Origin of the sequence: Bacillus sp. MYb56, assembly GCF_002976445.1 — a bacterium.
Taxonomy (GTDB): Bacteria; Bacillota; Bacilli; order Bacillales; family Bacillaceae_G; genus Bacillus_A; species Bacillus_A mycoides.
Genome location: NZ_PCOH01000006.1, coordinates 74626 through 90777 on the forward strand (window position 1 = coordinate 74626; position 16152 = coordinate 90777).

The following is a 16152-nucleotide window of genomic DNA, read 5'->3' on the forward strand; positions in this document are numbered from 1 at the left end:
CACCTTTTACTTTGTTGTTTCTCTCTCAATGCACCTAAATTCTGTTTCCACTTCTTCTTGTCGCACTTGTTTCTTCTTTATTTTTCCTATTAACTGTTGAAAAGCTATTTCCCCATTTTCTTCGATATAACTTCCAATCGTCGTTAATGATGGACTTATCCATTCACCCTCTACACTCCCGTTAAATCCAATGATTTGTAACTTACCTGGTATATGAATATTAAGAGTTTTCGCCGCCCTGATTAGCTCAATAGCGACCTTATCACTTGAAGCTACAACCCCATCTATGTATGGATGCTTTTGTAACAATTCAAGAAACTGTTGATTCGTATACCCTTGTACAATTTCCTCTCGATAAGAAAGTCCTTCTTTCCAAGCAGTATCTAGAAATCCTGCCACATGCTCTTCCATTTCTTCACTCTCTACTCCCTCACCGATATAAGCAAGAAACTGGCAGCCTTTCTCTTTTAATAAAGAAACAGCTTTCTGTCCACTTTCATAATAGCTCATAAGAGATTGTCGTTCTTCAAGCACAGCGAAAGGAAGTGAGATTTCTCCTATACTTCGAAAAACAGATTTCGTCATTATAACGCCTGCAATGTTATTTTGTTCCAACATATCTATGTATCTATTCTTATTTTCTATATTACAAACTATTACTTGATACCCTTCTTTGTATGCTATTTCCTCAACGAAACGGAGCAAAGTGATGTATGATGGATTATGCAAATTATCTACAAGTAATGCAATCACCGTTGAAGGCTGTTTAAATAAAGGCTTTGCTGTAGCATTCGGTCTATAATGTAATTCTTCAATTGCTTTTTTTACTTGTTTCACCGTATCTTCATGGACATATCCTTTTTCGTTAATGACTCTTGAAACGGTTGCGACTGAAACACCGGCCAATTTTGCAACATCACGTATAGTTGCCACATCGTCACCCCTTAATATGGTAATAGATTACAATTTTAAATTAAACCAAAATATAACATTCGTCAAGGTTATTGTTTTATATTTCTGAAAATTGTTACACAATTTCCACTCTACTCAGAAAATATACTCCAGCTGAATTTCATGTGAAATCGCGATATTATCATAACCAATAAACGGAATTTCTTTCTTTATTTTTCGTGCTTCCTTTACCGCATCAATATACAAGTTCGTCATCATGAAGTTATGTTTTTGATAAAAACGAAGTGCGTTCATATTATCATTCGTCGTAATAAGCCACACCTTTTTACATTCGTTCTCTTTTGCCACTCGCAATACACCATCCACCAGTTTTGTACCAATCCCCTTCCCTTCCTCAAAACTATTTAACGATACAATTTCACACATGTTTTCTATTACTTTATATGTTACAATTCCCACTATTCTGTTATTTATAAGTGCAATAAAACCAGGTAATTCTTCTAATTGATGTACTCTGCCTCGCGAGACCATCATTGAGCTTCCCCAGTTTTCACACATAAAATCCTGAATTGCTTCTTTCATTTCTGGTGTGATTTTTTGTATATGAACCATACACGATTTCTCCCCTTTTCACATCATTGTGATACAATGTTAGTGTATCACATGTAGAGGTATTTGGAGGATGAGGTAAAGTATGAAACGTTTTTTTACAGCATTGTTTACTATACTAGGTGCACTAACTGCGATTGGGATTTTCTTTACAAATAAAGTTATGTACTTGAAGAAAAAAACAGAGGAAGAAGTTTTAGAACGCGAAACGAAAAAGCATTTTCATTTGGACGATTTTAAGGCTATTCAAAAAGAAGAGGTTCACATCCCTTCTCAATTCGGATACGAACTTCACGGATATTACATGCCAGCTGGTCATTCCAATAAATTTATGATTTTTTGCCACGGTGTGACTGTAAATAAAATGAATTCCGTTAAATATGCAAACTTATTTTTAAATAGAGGATATAACGTATTTATTTATGATCATCGCCGTCATGGTAAAACCGGTGGTAAAACAACAAGTTATGGCTATTATGAAAAACATGATTTAAAGTCAGTAGTTGACTGGCTAAAAGATCGTTTCGGAACGAATATTACACTCGGAATTCATGGTGAATCTATGGGTGCTGCAACTATTCTTCAATATGCAGGACTTGTAGAAGATGGTGCTGATTTTTATATTGCTGATTGTCCTTTCTCTGATTTTTATGGACAGTTACAACATCGTTTGAAAGTTGAGTTTCATTTGCCAAAATGGCCTTTATTACCTTTAGCAAATGCCTTTTTAAAAGTTCGTGATGGCTATACAATTCGTGAAGTTTCACCAATTGATTGTATAAAAAATATTAACAATCCGGTTCTCTTTATTCATAGTAAAGATGATGACTATATTTTATCTGATATGACGAAATCACTTTATGAAGCGAAAGAAAATAATAAACAGCTTTATATTGCAGAACATGGTGCACACGCTTGCTCTTATAATGAAAATAAAGAAGAGTACGAAGATGCCATCGATCAATTTTTAAACACATATGTAAAAGAAACAAAAAACAGGCTTGCATAAGCCTGTTTTTTTACTGCGCTAAAACGTCTGTAACTTGTTCCATATTTTCAGAAATCCACTTTACTGCCTCGTCTAGCGTTGGGAATTCCATCGTTTGAAAAGTTACCTCATCTTGAAGTAACCAAACATCTTTCGGTTCTTGTCCTACACCTGCGATTGACCAATGAAGTAAACTATATGGATGATTATCATTCAAAAATGATGCCCATGTGCGCTCATTTGCAATATTTTGTAGTGTGTGTAATTTTTTATCCATCTTTCGTCACCTTACTCTAGTCAGTTATAAAAACTATTATAACACTCTCTTCTCTTTCAAACAAAGTGCTCTTTTTATCCCGCATTAACGGGCAGTAAGACTCCCACCTCAAAATTCAGCTTAGGCAAAGAAGTAAGGTGGGAGATTAACTGCCCGTAAACGCCCGATTGGTGCGGGCTGATAATCAGTGGGGATGCCCCCACTGATTAAAGTTTCACTTTATATTGTCAAGTACTCTCCCTAATTATATGATGAGAGTAAGCGTTTGGAAAGGAGGGATAACGTTGGCAAAAGTACAAATTAAAGTGAATGATAATGGCTCTTTTCGCGTTACAGGGGACGTGGAATTAGTTGACTCACAAGGGAATGTATTCCCAGCAAAACCAGCATTTTCTTTATGTCGTTGTGGTTTATCAAAAAACATGCCTTATTGCGATGCTTCGCATAAAGGCAAATTCGAGTCTGTTGTTAGAGCACCAGAGGCAGAATAAATATTTAAAGAGCATGCACATTTATTTGTGTATGTTTTTTCTTTTGATCAAAGCCTATACAGCCCTTCCCCTTTCAACATTTCTATTACTTTCGTCCCCATTCAAATCGGCATATATTTTCAAACAATTCTTCACATTCGAACATTTTTTACTATGCTTTTTTCTTTTTTGTGCTATAATGTGAGCAAACAACATCCTTCGGGGTCGGGTGAAATTCCCAACCGGCGGTGATGAAGCGATAGCTTCTAAGTCCGTGACCCGTTTTCAACGCGAAAACGGTGGATCTAGTGAAACTCTAGGGCCGACAGTATAGTCTGGATGGGAGAAGGATATGTTTTCTAGTAATTTTATATAGCGAATACACTTTTATTTCAGTATGCATATTTTTAAAGTTTCATTTTGAATCTTTATATATGTTTTATTTTGTATACTTATGTTTCTATACTGAAATAAAAAGATACGACTAGCGTTGAAAGAATTTGATATTTTGCTAGGTTTTTTCCTTATGCCAAAATATCAGTCATCGTTAGGTTTCTTTCCTATACTTTCGTATTCGAACTATATTTCTAGAAATCACGTCTCCCAAACCCCAAGGATATAAAATCCTTGGGGTTTTTTGATTTTTTCAGGAGAGGTGAAAAGAATGACAGATCAAGAATATATGAGGATTGCCTTGCAGTTAGCACAAGGAACATCGGGACAAACAAGCCCAAATCCTATGGTTGGTGCCGTTGTTGTTAAAGATGGAAAAATTGTTGGAATGGGTGCCCACATGCGTGCTGGTGAAGAACATGCTGAAGTTCATGCTCTTCACATGGCTGGTGAAAGAGCAAAAGACGCTACCGTTTATGTAACACTTGAACCGTGTAGCCATTTTGGAAAAACACCCCCTTGCTGTGAATTACTCATTGAAAAAGGAGTTCAGCGTGTTGTAATTGCTACTCTTGATTGCAATCCACTCGTTTCCGGCAATGGAAAAAGAATATTAGAAGAAGCTGGAATTAAGGTGACTACTGGTGTTCTTGAGGCGGAAGCCACTTTATTAAATCGATACTTTTTTCACTATATGAAAACGAAACGTCCCTTTGTAACAATAAAAACAGCAATGAGCTTAGATGGAAAAACAGCAACTGTAACCGGTGAAAGTAAGTGGATTACAGGCGAAGAAGCACGCGCTGACGTTCACCAATATCGTCATATACATGATGCTATTCTAGTCGGTGTGAATACAGTTCTAACTGATAATCCACACTTAACAACACGAATTCCAAACGGAGGTAAGCATCCTATACGCGTTATTTTAGATACCCACTTACGAACGCCGCCATCTTCTCATGTCATAACAGATGGCTTAACTCCGACATGGATTATTGTCGGTAAGGATGTAAACAAAGAGAAAATAGCGTCTTATGAATCCAACAATATAGCTGTATTCCAAATGAAAACACAGCAAATTGAAATACAAGATGTCCTATCCCTACTCGGTGAGAAACAAATTCTTTCTCTGTTCGTTGAAGGTGGTCAAACGGTGCATGCAAACTTCTTAAAAACAAATAGTTTTAATGAAATCGTGACCTATATAAGCTCGAAATTAATTGGTGGAAAAGATGCACCCACCTTATTTGGCGGAGCTGGTTTTTCGAAGTTACAAGATGCACTTTCCTTAACAATTCAAGAGATGAAACAAATCGGTAATGATATAAAAATTGTTGCAACCTTAAAAAGCGAGGTGACGGAATGTTTACAGGAATCGTAGAAGAGTTAGGAACGATATCAAGCATGACTCAAAGTGGTGAAGCAATGAAGCTAACTATTAGCGCAAAGCAAATTTTATCGGATGTCAAATTAGGTGATAGTATCGCAGTTAACGGCATTTGCTTAACAGTAACTACTTTTACGACTACTTCATTCACTGTCGACGCAATGCCTGAAACAATGAAAGCAACATCACTTCGTATGCTAAAGCCAAGTGCCAAAGTGAATTTAGAACGGGCGATGGCTGCAAACGGACGATTCGGTGGACATTTCGTCACCGGACATATCGATGGCATCGGTACGATTTTAACTAAAAAACAACATTACAATGCCATCTATTACAAAATAGCAATTTCTGATGAATTACTACGCTATTGTTTGCATAAAGGATCCGTTGCTGTTGATGGCACTAGCTTAACAATATTTGATATAGACGAATCTTCAATTACAATTTCACTCATCCCCCACACAGTAAGCGAGTCTATAATCGGAGAAAAAAAAGCCGGGGACATCGTAAACATTGAGTGTGACATGATTGGAAAATATATTGAACGCTTTATCTCAAAGCCCGCAAAAAGAACTGGTTCAATGACCGAAAGCTTTTTACAAGAAAACGGATTTCTATAAGGAGGAAGCACAATGTTTCATCGTATTGAAGAAGCTCTAGAAGATTTAAAACAAGGAAAAGTTGTTATCGTATGTGATGATGAAAACCGAGAAAATGAAGGCGATTTTATTGCTTTAGCAGAGTACATTACACCAGAAACGATTAATTTTATGATTACACACGGTCGTGGTCTCGTTTGTGTACCCATTACGGAGGAGTACGCAGAACGTCTACAGTTAGAACCAATGGTATCTCATAATACAGATTCACATCACACTGCGTTTACAGTGAGCATTGATCATGTTTCTACAACAACAGGGATTAGTGCTCATGAACGTGCAACTACGATACAAGAATTGTTAAACCCTGCATCAAAAGGCGCTGATTTCAATCGCCCTGGACATATCTTTCCATTAATTGCGAAAGAAGGCGGTGTACTGCGCCGTGCTGGTCATACAGAAGCCGCTGTCGATTTAGCCAAACTTTGCGGAGCAGAACCAGCTGGAGTCATTTGCGAAATTATAAATGAGGACGGTACGATGGCACGTGTACCTGATTTACTAGAGTGCGCAAAACAATTTGATATAAAAATGATTACAATAGAAGATTTAATTGCTTATCGCCGCCATCACGAAACACTTGTGACGAGAGAAGTGGAAATTACATTACCTACAGATTTCGGTACTTTCCATGCAATTGGCTATTCTAACTCATTAGATATGAAAGAACATATCGCGCTCGTAAAAGGTGATATTTCAACAGGCGAACCTGTACTTGTACGCGTTCATTCAGAATGCTTAACAGGAGATGTATTTGGTTCGTGCCGCTGTGATTGCGGACCACAGCTACATGCTGCACTTGCTCAAATTGAGCGTGAAGGAAAAGGTGTTCTTCTCTATATGAGACAAGAAGGACGAGGCATTGGCCTTCTGAATAAGCTTCGCGCTTATAAGTTACAAGAAGAAGGGTTAGATACTGTAGAAGCAAATGAAAAACTTGGGTTCCCAGCTGATCTTCGTGATTACGGTATTGGCGCTCAAATTTTAAAAGATTTAGGCTTACAAAGTTTACGATTATTAACGAATAATCCACGAAAAATTGCTGGCTTACAAGGTTACGATTTAGAAGTAACCGAGCGTGTACCGTTACAAATGCCAACAAAAGAAGAAAATAAAACGTATTTACAAACGAAAGCAAGCAAATTAGGACATTTACTAAACTTATAATTAAGGGAGAGATACATTATGGTATTCGAAGGTCATTTAGTTGGTACAGGATTAAAAGTTGGGGTTGTTGTTGGACGTTTTAATGAGTTTATTACAAGTAAGTTACTTGGCGGAGCTTTAGATGGATTAAAGCGTCACGGTGTAGAAGAGAATGATATTGATGTTGCATGGGTTCCTGGTGCATTTGAAATTCCTTTAATCGCTAAAAAGATGGCCAATAGCGGAAAATATGATGCTGTTATTACATTAGGTACAGTAATTCGCGGTGCTACAACACATTACGATTACGTTTGTAATGAAGTAGCAAAAGGTGTTGCGTCTTTATCACTACAAACGGACATTCCAGTTATTTTCGGTGTATTAACGACAGAAACAATTGAACAAGCGATTGAACGTGCAGGTACAAAAGCTGGTAATAAAGGATATGAATCGGCAGTTGCTGCGATCGAAATGGCTCATTTATCAAAACAATGGGCTTAAAAAAGAGGCTACGGCCTCTTTTTTTATTTTCTCACCTTTTTTCGTACATCTTCTATTAATTCATCCATCGTTTTTCCTTCTGTTTTTATACGAAGAGCTTGTGCTGTTCTCCACACATTTTCTCTCTTTTCCGCTTCTTCTATAATAGAAATTTCCTTCCTCACTTCTTTTAAATCTTTTCCTTCTGTTTCAAGCCCAAAATGTTCAGCTTTCGTTCGAAAATGCTGTTCAATTCTTTGTTGCATTTCTTTTTGTTCAGGATTTTCAGCCGCCTTAACTGGATCAGCACTTATCGCTTTTATTAAAATCAGACAGGTCATAATAGTTAATATGTATTTGTACATGTAAAATCCTCCAACCCGATATAAATTACATTTTTACTATGTACAATTAGGGCTTGGAAAATTCGTCCACAAAATTATTTTTCTCGTCCAAAAGTGACTACTATCAAGCGTTAATGGACTTTTATTACATTTTATTTACAAAAAAAAAGCAACCCCTTTAAAGAGTTTGCTTTTCATCTATCTTATAGCGCACATTCTTCAATCTCAAATCCTAAATCTTCAATCATACCCCAGTCCGCAGTCGGCTCTTGTCCAGCTGTTGTTAAATAGTCCCCGACAAAGATAGAGTTTGCTGCAAATAAACCAAGTGGCTGTACAGAACGTAAATTAAGTTCTCGACCACCTGAAATACGAATTTCTTTTGTTGGATTTACAAAACGCATCATCGCCAACACTTTTAAACATTCTACAGGTGTTAATTCTTTTTGTCCTTCAAGCGGAGTACCCTTTACAGCAACAAGGAAATTACATGGAATAGAATCCGCATCTAAACGTTGTAATTCAAATGCAATTTCAGCGCGCTGTTCAATCGTTTCTCCCATTCCGAAAATTGCTCCAGAGCATGGAGAAATACCGGCTTGCTTCGCTTTTTGGACTGTATCAACACGATCGTCATACGTATGCGTTGAACAAATGCTATCATAATTGTTGGCATGCGTATTTAAATTGTGATTATAACGATGCACACCAGCTTCTGCTAACTGACCTGCTTGATCTTCATTTAAAAATCCTAAACAACAGCAAATTTTTAAATCTGTCGTTTCACGAATTTCCTTAACTGCTCCAATAACGTGATTTACTTCTTTATTCGTCGGACGACGACCAGATGCAACAATACAATATGTACCTGCTTTACGACGAATTGCTTCGTGCGCTCCTTCAACAATTTTCTCTTGTGTTAACCATGCATACTTATCAATCGGTGCTTCTGAAATAATAGACTGTGAACAATACCCGCAATCTTCAGGACATAATCCAGATTTCGTATTTATAATCATGTTCAACTTTACTTTCTTACCAAAATGATGATGGCGAATGATGTAAGCTGCATTCATAATTTCTAAAACCTCTGTATCATCAGCTTCTAATATTGCAATTGCATCTTCTTTCGTAATCATTTTCTCTTCTACTACGTCGTATGCAAGTTTTTTCCAATCCCTTTTTGTTTGTACTTGTTTCATTTCATCTCTTCCCCTCTTTTGTTATATACGTAAATAAAGCATGATATGTTGCCATTATCCCTTCTTTTCCCGTGAAGTCTCTTTCGTATATACGAAGCATCGTACGAAAGAGTGAAGGGCTTTGACAGTAAGACTCTTCATTACTATTGGTTGCCCCTACTTTTCGAATAGAATGTAGAAACTCCCTAACTTCTGTAAAGCTTTCTATGTAACACGTTTCAGAAACATGTACATTTCCTAATGGATTTTTGCATATATTCACTAACTGTTCTTTCGAAACGAATCGTTGTCCTATTGAAGTACAATTGTGTATCCCCTTTTCTTTCTTAGCACGCTGAAAAGACGTATGCAATTCTTGAAAAGTCGTATTACCAAACGTGGAAAATAATAATATTCCTTCTTCAGACAAATAGTTAAATAAATTTTTCACTGTCTCTTTTAAATCATTAAGCCATTGAAATGTAGCATTTGAAATGATGACATCATATGGATTTTCTAATTTTAATTGTTCAATATCTTCACATCGAAACATCACATTTCCCAAACTTTTTCTAGTTTTCGCGACTGCAATCATCTCATCAGCAAAATCCACAGCTGTAATATGAGCTTTCGGAAATAAATTTGATAATTGCTCTGTTACATATCCTGTCCCGCATCCAAGTTCTAAAATACGTATCGATGATGTTTCACTATATCGTTCCTTCAATGTAGAAAGTAACGAATGCGCCATCTTTTTTTGTACATTTGCATATTGATCGTAGGATACAGCCGCCCCGTTAAACCGTTTTTGCAGTAACGTTTTGTTGATCATGTCGTACCCCCTCTACAAATTGAATAATTTCATTTGCGCAATATTCAAAATTCGTTACACATAATGCATGCCCAGCACCGCTTACTACTTTTAGATTGGCATTCGTATTATTCGCCATACTATGGGCTGCAGACAATGGACATATTACATCCTGCTCTCCATGAAGGAGTAACAGCGGGGCTTTCATATCTATTACTTCATTTCTCATATCTGTTTCTATTAAATAATCTAAGCCTAATTGTAAAGACTGAATCGAGTCTCCTTTAAACTTCTTCGCTATCTCTTCAAAACTCGTATTCTCCCTCAGCTCACTTTTTGTAAACATATTTTCATAGAAACGCTTCAAAGTATCTTCTTTTTTTCTCGTTAAATTCTTTTTCATACGTTCTACATGCAAGGAATTCCATCCACTTGTATAGTCACTTGTATTGGTAAATTTAGCGGTACCACCAATTAGTACCATACCTTGGGTCTTAATCTTTTTATAAGCTTGTATTGCCGCTAACGCTCCTAGTGACCATCCAACTAAAATTACATTTTCATCCTGCGCTACATCTATTATTCGCCCCGTAAATTCACTTTGTTCTTTCACGTTACGCCAATCTATACATTGAACAGAATATCCTTTAAAATACGGCAGAACCAAAGTCCAAACACCTTCTTCCATTCCCCATCCTGGAATAAAAATAAGCTTTAGCTCTTTCATACTAAAAACCCCTCTTCTTTGCCAATGCGTATAATATGCTGAATAGCCCATTTTAAATCGGCTATTGTATGTTGTGACGTAACTGCAAAACGGACTCGAGAACTACCAACTGGAACAGTCGGCGGACGAATTGCAATGGCTGCGATACCTACCTCTTGTAACCTTTCACTAAACCGTAAAGTATTTTCATTTGACCCAACTACAATCGGTACAATATGAGTTGAGCTATTCCCAATATCAAAACCAGCTTCTTGTAAATGCGTCCTGAAATATGCACCATTCTCTATAAGTCGCTCTCTTCTTTCGTTATCTTCTTTCACAATTTCAATTGCTTTTCGGATCGCCCCTAATGTTCCTGGTGGTAAAGCTGTAGTAAAAATCAAGCTTCTCATCATATTTTGTAAATACTCTATATAAATGGAATCACCCGTTAAATACGCACCATAACACCCTAAAGCCTTACTAAACGTCCCCATATGTATATCAATTTTTTGAGCAATATCTTTTTCTACATGAGATAATCCTGCTCCACCGATTCCATATATTCCACTTGCATGTGCTTCATCAACTATAATGATCGCCCCGTATTTCTCTTTCAGCTGAACTAAGCCTCTCAAATATGCAATATCTCCATCCATACTAAAAATCGTATCTGTTACGATTAATTTTCTCTTTTCTGGTGACGCTATTTGCAACATCTTTTCTAAATGATCCAAATCATTATGACGATATCTTTTATGCTCTGCTCCGCTTAATATAATTCCATCAACAATACTTGCGTGATTTAATTTATCACTAAAAACCATATCGTGACGACAGGCTAAAGCAGATATAGCACCTACATTTGCTATATACCCGCTATTTACGATTAATGCTCTTTCAGTACCTTTCCAATCACATATACTTCTCTCAACCTCTTCATACAGTGGATAATTTCCTACAACGAGACGAGATGCTGTCGCTCCAGTTCCATATTTTCTCGTGCAGGCAATAGCAGCTTCTTTCAACCTTTCATCTCCAGCTAACCCTAAATAATTATTTGATGCTAAATTTAGCATCCTTTTCTCATTTCGAATAAGCCAGGTCTCTTCCGCTTTCTCTGTTACATGTAAATTACGATACTGCCCTTGCTCCTTTAATTGTTCTACTTTAGATTGAAGATGCGTGCGCCACATTTGATTCATTTTGGATGAGCTCCTCTAATTTTGAAATCATAATATGTTCTTTTACCGATTCCAATAATTCTCCCCTTGTAAACTCACCTTCAAGGAATGGTAATAAACCTAAAACAGGTACTCCACTTAACTCCTCAATCATTTCTTTGTTTTCTTGCACTCTTTCTTTTTCACATTCTTTACAACCAGACAAAATTACACCCGCTACTGTTAAACCGTGTGCCTTTGCATAAGAAATTGTTAAGACAGTATGATTAACTGTCCCTAGTGTCGGACGCGCTACTACAATAAGAGGGAGCTCTAATTCTTTTGCAAAATCAATCACTAAAGCGTCTTCTGTATATGGGACGGCAAGCCCACCAGCTCCTTCTACCAATAGGCTATTAAACTCTTTTAGTAGTTCATTATAGTGAGCAGTAATTTCTTTTAACATTACCGTCCTTCCAGCTCTTTTCATAGCAAGTCTCGGAGCAAGTGGTTCTTCAATGGAATAAGGACAAATTTCGTCTTCTTTTGTCGGTACACCCGATAATGCTTTTAATCTTGCTGCATCACCCTCAGGATTTGATGCAACATGTCCACTTTGCAACGGTTTATATACACCAACATTATGTCCACGCTCTCGAAATATACCTGCCAATGCTCCTGTCACTACCGTTTTGCCAACTTCTGTATCCGTTGCTGCTATAAAGAAACCACTCATTACTCTCCCTCCGTAACATCCGAGATTGCTTTATATAAAATGCGTAACATCTCATCAATCTCAGCCACCGTAGATGCAAGAGGAGGCATAAATACAATCGTATTACCGAGTGGTCGCAATATCATGCCCAGCTCTCTTGAACGTTTACATACTTGAACGCCGACTCTTTCTGTCCATTCAAACGATTCTTTCATTTCCTTATTCTTCACAAGTTCAATACCAACCATTAGCCCACACTGACGAATATCTCCTACGTGCTTATATTCATTAAGAGCTTCTAATTGTGCCTCTACATATTCTGCTTTATGCGCAACATCTTCTATTAAATTAGTTTTTTCATATAGTTCTAAATTTGCAATTGCTACGGCACACCCTAACGGATTCCCTGTATAACTATGACCATGGAAAAACGTTTTTTGTTCTTCATAGCCTCCTAAAAAGGCATTATAAATTTCATCTGTCGTTACCGTAATTGCCACCGGTAAATAACCACCTGTTAAACCTTTTCCGGCTGTTAAAATGTCTGGCGTCACATCCTCGTGTTCACATGCAAACATTTTCCCGGTACGCCCAAATCCAGTCGCTACCTCGTCTGTAATAAATAATACATTGTATTTTGTACATAAATCGCGAAGCCCTTTTAAGTATCCTTTTGGCATTGTAATCATCCCACCAGCACCTTGCATTAATGGCTCCACAATAATAGCTGCTACTTCTTCATGTTTTTCTTGTAGCATTTCTTCCATTTCTTCTAAATGTTTCTTTACAATTTGTTCCTTATTATCTCCATAAGGAGAACGATATGTATATGGATACGGCATTTTAATTGCCTCAAATAATAGTGAACTATACACTTGGTGAAACAAGTCTATTGCTCCTACTGAAACAGCACCTATCGTATCACCGTGATATGCTTCTTTTAATGTAACAAATCTTTGTTTTTTCGGTTTTCCTTTATGCTGCCAATATTGAAAGGCCATCTTAATTGCAATTTCAACGGCGCTAGAACCAGAGTCTGAATAGAATACTTTCTTCAAACCTTCTGGTACAACTTCAATTATTTTTTCTGCTAATAAAATAGATGGAACGTTAGCAAGTCCTAGCATAGTAGAATGAGCAATTTTATTTAATTGCTCACGAATTGCCTCATCTAGTTCCGGTACTTGATGCCCATGAACATTTAACCAAATAGACGAAACACCGTCCCAATATTCATTTCCATTTACATCGTATAGCTTTCTTCCCTCTCCACGTTCAATAATGACAGGATCTTCTTCTAAATAATCTTTCATTTGTGTAAATGGGTGCCATACGTAATCTTTATTCTTCTTCGATAATTCTTCATATGTATAAGACGATTTTTCACTCGTGTTACTATTAACAGCCACAATTGTCACCCCTAATGTTAACTTATTTATAAATATAGTTAACATTAAAAACAAATGACTGTCAATTATTTTTAAATCAAACAGTTCTCAAAAAAGAACAACTTATCATACGATAAGTTGTTCTACTTTCCATGTTGTATCTTTCCAATTTCTAAAATAATCTCTTCATCTTTTTTTCCTTCTGTATCAATTCCAAGTTGCTTAGCATGCTCAATTAACAAATCATGGTGCTGCTCAAATCTAGCGTTATCTACTTCTTTTGTAACCTCTTCTTTTGTTTTCCCCTCAGTAGAAACTCCTAGTTTCGTAGCTGCTTTTTCCATCGATTTCTTCTCTTCAGTTTCTTTCACTTTCTTCACTTCTGACTGCTGTATTTGCTTTTGTTTCGACTGCTCTGATTCAGCTGCAAAAGCTGTGTAAATTCCAGCACTTCCGCCAACGACTAGTAAGGTGGTAAAAAGAATTATTTTTTTCTTCACTCTTTCCTCCCCTTTCAAATTCATTATAACGCACATTTTTACAGTATGAAAAACATTTCTCCTTTATTTCCCTAAAAAAATATCGAATGTTTTTATTGACATGTATGATGAATATATGATAAAAATTTAACTAACATCATATGAATCGGCGTTGATAGGATTTAGTAGTATTTCGTTTTCTGATTTCAGAGAGCTGGTGGTCGGTGCGAACCAGTACAGAGCGATTTATGAATTACCCCCTGGAGCTTCTTTTACGAAACGTGAGGAGTAGTGAAAGACGGTTTAGACCGTTATGTCTAAAGAGTGGTGAAATGAAACTGTTTCACAATTTAGGGTGGTACCGCGAATTTTTCGTCCCTGCATATATTGCAGGGGCGTTTTTATTTTATGAGCGCATATCATATGACCCTTTATTTTGTGATACATTCCTTTCACAAGCTAGGGTGGTACCGCGATTTCTTCGTCCCTGCATAATTATATGCAGGGGCGTTTTTTTATCCAATCATTTCCGTATCATATTGAGATGTTGACAATTACCGGTAATTTGTCGCAAAATTCTAAATTTTAGAAGGAAATATACAATATTGGCGAATTTTATATAAAAAAGAGCTATTTTAAATTACTTAGGAGGGAAAAACAATGGTTTCAAAAATTGAATCTGTTCTTTTAACATTATTTATCTTTTTCTGTATTGGCTTTAGTGTTATCAAATTAGAAGTTTCACCACACATCCCAATTTTATTTGGTATCGTTCTTTTATTAGCATTTGGATTTATGAAAAAAATCTCTTGGTCTACTATGGAAAAAGGAATGATAAGTAGTGTTTCAGCTGGTATTCCATCTATTTTTATTTTCTTACTTGTAGGCGTATTAATTAGTGTTTGGATCGCAGCTGGAACAATTCCAACTTTAATGGTATACGGATTCCAACTTGTATCTCCTAAAATTTTCGTTCCTACTGTTTTTGTTGTTTGTGCAATTGTTGGAACGAGTATCGGTAGTGCATTTACAACTGCAGCAACAGTAGGGCTTGCCTTTATGGGAATGGGTAGTGCTCTCGGATACGATCCAGCTCTGATTGCTGGTGCAATTATTTCTGGTGCATTCTTTGGAGATAAAATGTCTCCTTTATCTGATACAACAAACTTAGCTCCTGCTGTAACGGGTGTAGATTTATTTGAGCATATTCGCAACATGCTTTGGACAACAGTTCCTGCTTTCATTATTGCTTTTATCGCATTTTTAATTTTAGGAAGCGGCACTAGTGGAGACGTTGACTTCACAAACTTTATTAGCACGTTAGAAAAAAACACAACGATTTCTATCGTTACACTTATTCCAATTTTATTACTGTTCCTATTCGCATTTAAAAAAGTTCCAGCAGTTCCAACATTGCTTGCAGGAATTGTGGTAGGAATTATTATTCTCTTTATTTTTAAACCTAGCACTTCTTTAGCTGATTTAATGAAAATTATGCAAGATGGTTACGTTTCTAAAACTGGTATAAAAGATATTGATAGCTTATTATCTCGCGGTGGTTTACAAAGTATGATGATGTCAATCGCTCTTATTTTCCTAGCTCTTTGTATGGGAGGATTATTACAAGGAATGGGTATTATAGCACAGCTGATGAATATCATCTCTAGCTTTGTAAAAACTAGTACACGCTTAATTATTTCTACCGCTTCCACTGCAATTGGTGTAAACTTCTTACTCGGCGAGCAATACCTATCAATCGTTTTAACAGGACAAGCATTCGCTAACAAATACGATGAAGTCGGTTTAGAACGTCGTAATTTATCACGAGTACTAGAAGATGCTGGTACAGTAATTAATCCGCTCGTACCATGGGGTGTAAGTGGCGTATTCTTAACAAACGTCCTTAGCGTTCCAACAATCGATTATGTTCCATACGCAATCTTCTGTTTAGCTTGTCCAGTCGTAACTATTATCGTTGGATTTACTGGATTCGGTCTTTCTTGGAAAAAAGAAAAAGCAGTACCAGTTTCATAATATACAC

At 36.7% G+C, this 16152-nt stretch carries 18 protein-coding genes, 1 riboswitch and 1 other annotated feature; of the genes, 7 read left to right on the forward strand and 11 right to left on the reverse strand.

The genetic code is table 11. From position 1 onward, the window contains the following. Nucleotides 1-6: 6 nt before the first annotated feature. A complete protein-coding gene (locus CQ058_RS09865; protein WP_002014951.1) occupies nt 7-933 on the reverse strand; it encodes a LacI family DNA-binding transcriptional regulator in 927 nt (308 codons plus the stop codon). A gap of 114 nt (nt 934-1047) precedes the next feature. Continuing rightward, the gene (locus tag CQ058_RS09870; protein ID WP_105589656.1) at nt 1048-1524 is read right to left on the reverse strand and encodes a GNAT family N-acetyltransferase; all 477 of its coding nucleotides are present in this window, start codon (nt 1522-1524) and stop codon (nt 1048-1050) included. An 82-nt stretch (nt 1525-1606) separates the two neighbouring features. On the opposite strand from CQ058_RS09870, the gene CQ058_RS09875 reads away from it, so the two are divergent. Continuing rightward, complete coding sequence (locus CQ058_RS09875) at nt 1607-2530, forward strand: alpha/beta hydrolase (protein WP_044442712.1); 924 nt, start codon at nt 1607-1609, stop codon at nt 2528-2530. A 10-nt stretch (nt 2531-2540) separates the two neighbouring features. Here the strand turns inward: CQ058_RS09875 and CQ058_RS09880 are convergent, their stop codons facing one another. Further along, nucleotides 2541-2786, reverse strand: a complete 246-nt coding sequence (locus tag CQ058_RS09880) for a DUF2552 family protein (protein ID WP_105589657.1) — start codon at nt 2784-2786, stop codon at nt 2541-2543. Between the two features lie 284 nt (nt 2787-3070). On the opposite strand from CQ058_RS09880, the gene CQ058_RS09895 reads away from it, so the two are divergent. From CQ058_RS09895 to ribH, 5 genes are all read left to right on the forward strand, one after another. Continuing rightward, nucleotides 3071-3277, forward strand: a complete 207-nt coding sequence (locus tag CQ058_RS09895) for a CDGSH iron-sulfur domain-containing protein (protein WP_001151582.1) — start codon at nt 3071-3073, stop codon at nt 3275-3277. A 190-nt stretch (nt 3278-3467) separates the two neighbouring features. Continuing rightward, nucleotides 3468-3611, forward strand: a riboswitch (FMN riboswitch). A 309-nt stretch (nt 3612-3920) separates the two neighbouring features. Then, complete coding sequence (gene ribD / locus CQ058_RS09900) at nt 3921-5033, forward strand: bifunctional diaminohydroxyphosphoribosylaminopyrimidine deaminase/5-amino-6-(5-phosphoribosylamino)uracil reductase RibD (RefSeq protein WP_002138225.1); 1113 nt, start codon at nt 3921-3923, stop codon at nt 5031-5033. After that, nucleotides 5015-5659, forward strand: a complete 645-nt coding sequence (gene ribE / locus CQ058_RS09905; protein WP_002088492.1) for a riboflavin synthase — start codon at nt 5015-5017, stop codon at nt 5657-5659. Before ribD ends, ribE begins: the two co-directional genes overlap by 19 nt. 12 nt (nt 5660-5671) lie before the next feature. Then, nucleotides 5672-6865: a bifunctional 3,4-dihydroxy-2-butanone 4-phosphate synthase/GTP cyclohydrolase II gene (gene ribBA / locus CQ058_RS09910; protein WP_002167711.1), complete on the forward strand. Its 1194-nt coding sequence runs from the start codon at nt 5672-5674 to the stop codon at nt 6863-6865. Nucleotides 6866-6883: 18 nt separating this feature from the next. Beyond that, on the forward strand, nt 6884-7345 hold the full coding sequence (ribH, locus tag CQ058_RS09915; RefSeq protein ID WP_000230892.1) for a 6,7-dimethyl-8-ribityllumazine synthase: 462 nt from the start codon (nt 6884-6886) through the stop codon (nt 7343-7345). 23 nt (nt 7346-7368) lie between these two features. On the opposite strand, the gene CQ058_RS09920 is transcribed toward ribH, so the two are convergent. From CQ058_RS09920 to CQ058_RS09955, 8 genes are all read right to left on the reverse strand, one after another. Next, the gene (locus tag CQ058_RS09920) at nt 7369-7689 is read right to left on the reverse strand and encodes a hypothetical protein (RefSeq protein WP_002088493.1); all 321 of its coding nucleotides are present in this window, start codon (nt 7687-7689) and stop codon (nt 7369-7371) included. Between the two features lie 182 nt (nt 7690-7871). After that, nucleotides 7872-8870 carry a biotin synthase gene (gene bioB, locus CQ058_RS09925; RefSeq protein ID WP_002014986.1) on the reverse strand — a complete coding sequence of 333 codons (999 nt, stop codon included), beginning with the start codon at nt 8868-8870 and terminating at the stop codon, nt 7872-7874. Between the two features lies 1 nt (nt 8871). Beyond that, a complete protein-coding gene (gene bioC, locus CQ058_RS09930) occupies nt 8872-9681 on the reverse strand; it encodes a malonyl-ACP O-methyltransferase BioC (RefSeq protein WP_012261666.1) in 810 nt (269 codons plus the stop codon). After that, nucleotides 9647-10387, reverse strand: a complete 741-nt coding sequence (locus tag CQ058_RS09935) for an alpha/beta fold hydrolase (RefSeq protein WP_105589658.1) — start codon at nt 10385-10387, stop codon at nt 9647-9649. The genes bioC and CQ058_RS09935 overlap by 35 nt, the downstream gene beginning before the upstream one ends. Continuing rightward, nucleotides 10384-11571, reverse strand: a complete 1188-nt coding sequence (gene bioF / locus CQ058_RS09940; RefSeq protein ID WP_002088498.1) for an 8-amino-7-oxononanoate synthase — start codon at nt 11569-11571, stop codon at nt 10384-10386. Before bioF ends, CQ058_RS09935 begins: the two co-directional genes overlap by 4 nt. Continuing rightward, nucleotides 11537-12265, reverse strand: a complete 729-nt coding sequence (gene bioD, locus CQ058_RS09945; protein WP_002192579.1) for a dethiobiotin synthase — start codon at nt 12263-12265, stop codon at nt 11537-11539. The genes bioF and bioD overlap by 35 nt, the downstream gene beginning before the upstream one ends. Beyond that, nucleotides 12265-13698: an adenosylmethionine--8-amino-7-oxononanoate transaminase gene (bioA, locus tag CQ058_RS09950; RefSeq protein ID WP_105589701.1), complete on the reverse strand. Its 1434-nt coding sequence runs from the start codon at nt 13696-13698 to the stop codon at nt 12265-12267. The genes bioD and bioA overlap by 1 nt, the downstream gene beginning before the upstream one ends. Before the next feature lie 77 nt (nt 13699-13775). Then, nucleotides 13776-14132, reverse strand: coding sequence for a hypothetical protein (locus tag CQ058_RS09955; protein ID WP_142396340.1), 357 nt, complete (start codon nt 14130-14132; stop codon nt 13776-13778). Between the two features lie 142 nt (nt 14133-14274). After that, nucleotides 14275-14494 (forward strand) — a binding site (T-box leader). Between the two features lie 277 nt (nt 14495-14771). Between CQ058_RS09955 and nhaC the strand changes: the two genes are divergently transcribed. Continuing rightward, nucleotides 14772-16145: a Na+/H+ antiporter NhaC gene (gene nhaC / locus CQ058_RS09960; protein ID WP_105589660.1), complete on the forward strand. Its 1374-nt coding sequence runs from the start codon at nt 14772-14774 to the stop codon at nt 16143-16145. Nucleotides 16146-16152 lie beyond the last annotated feature (7 nt).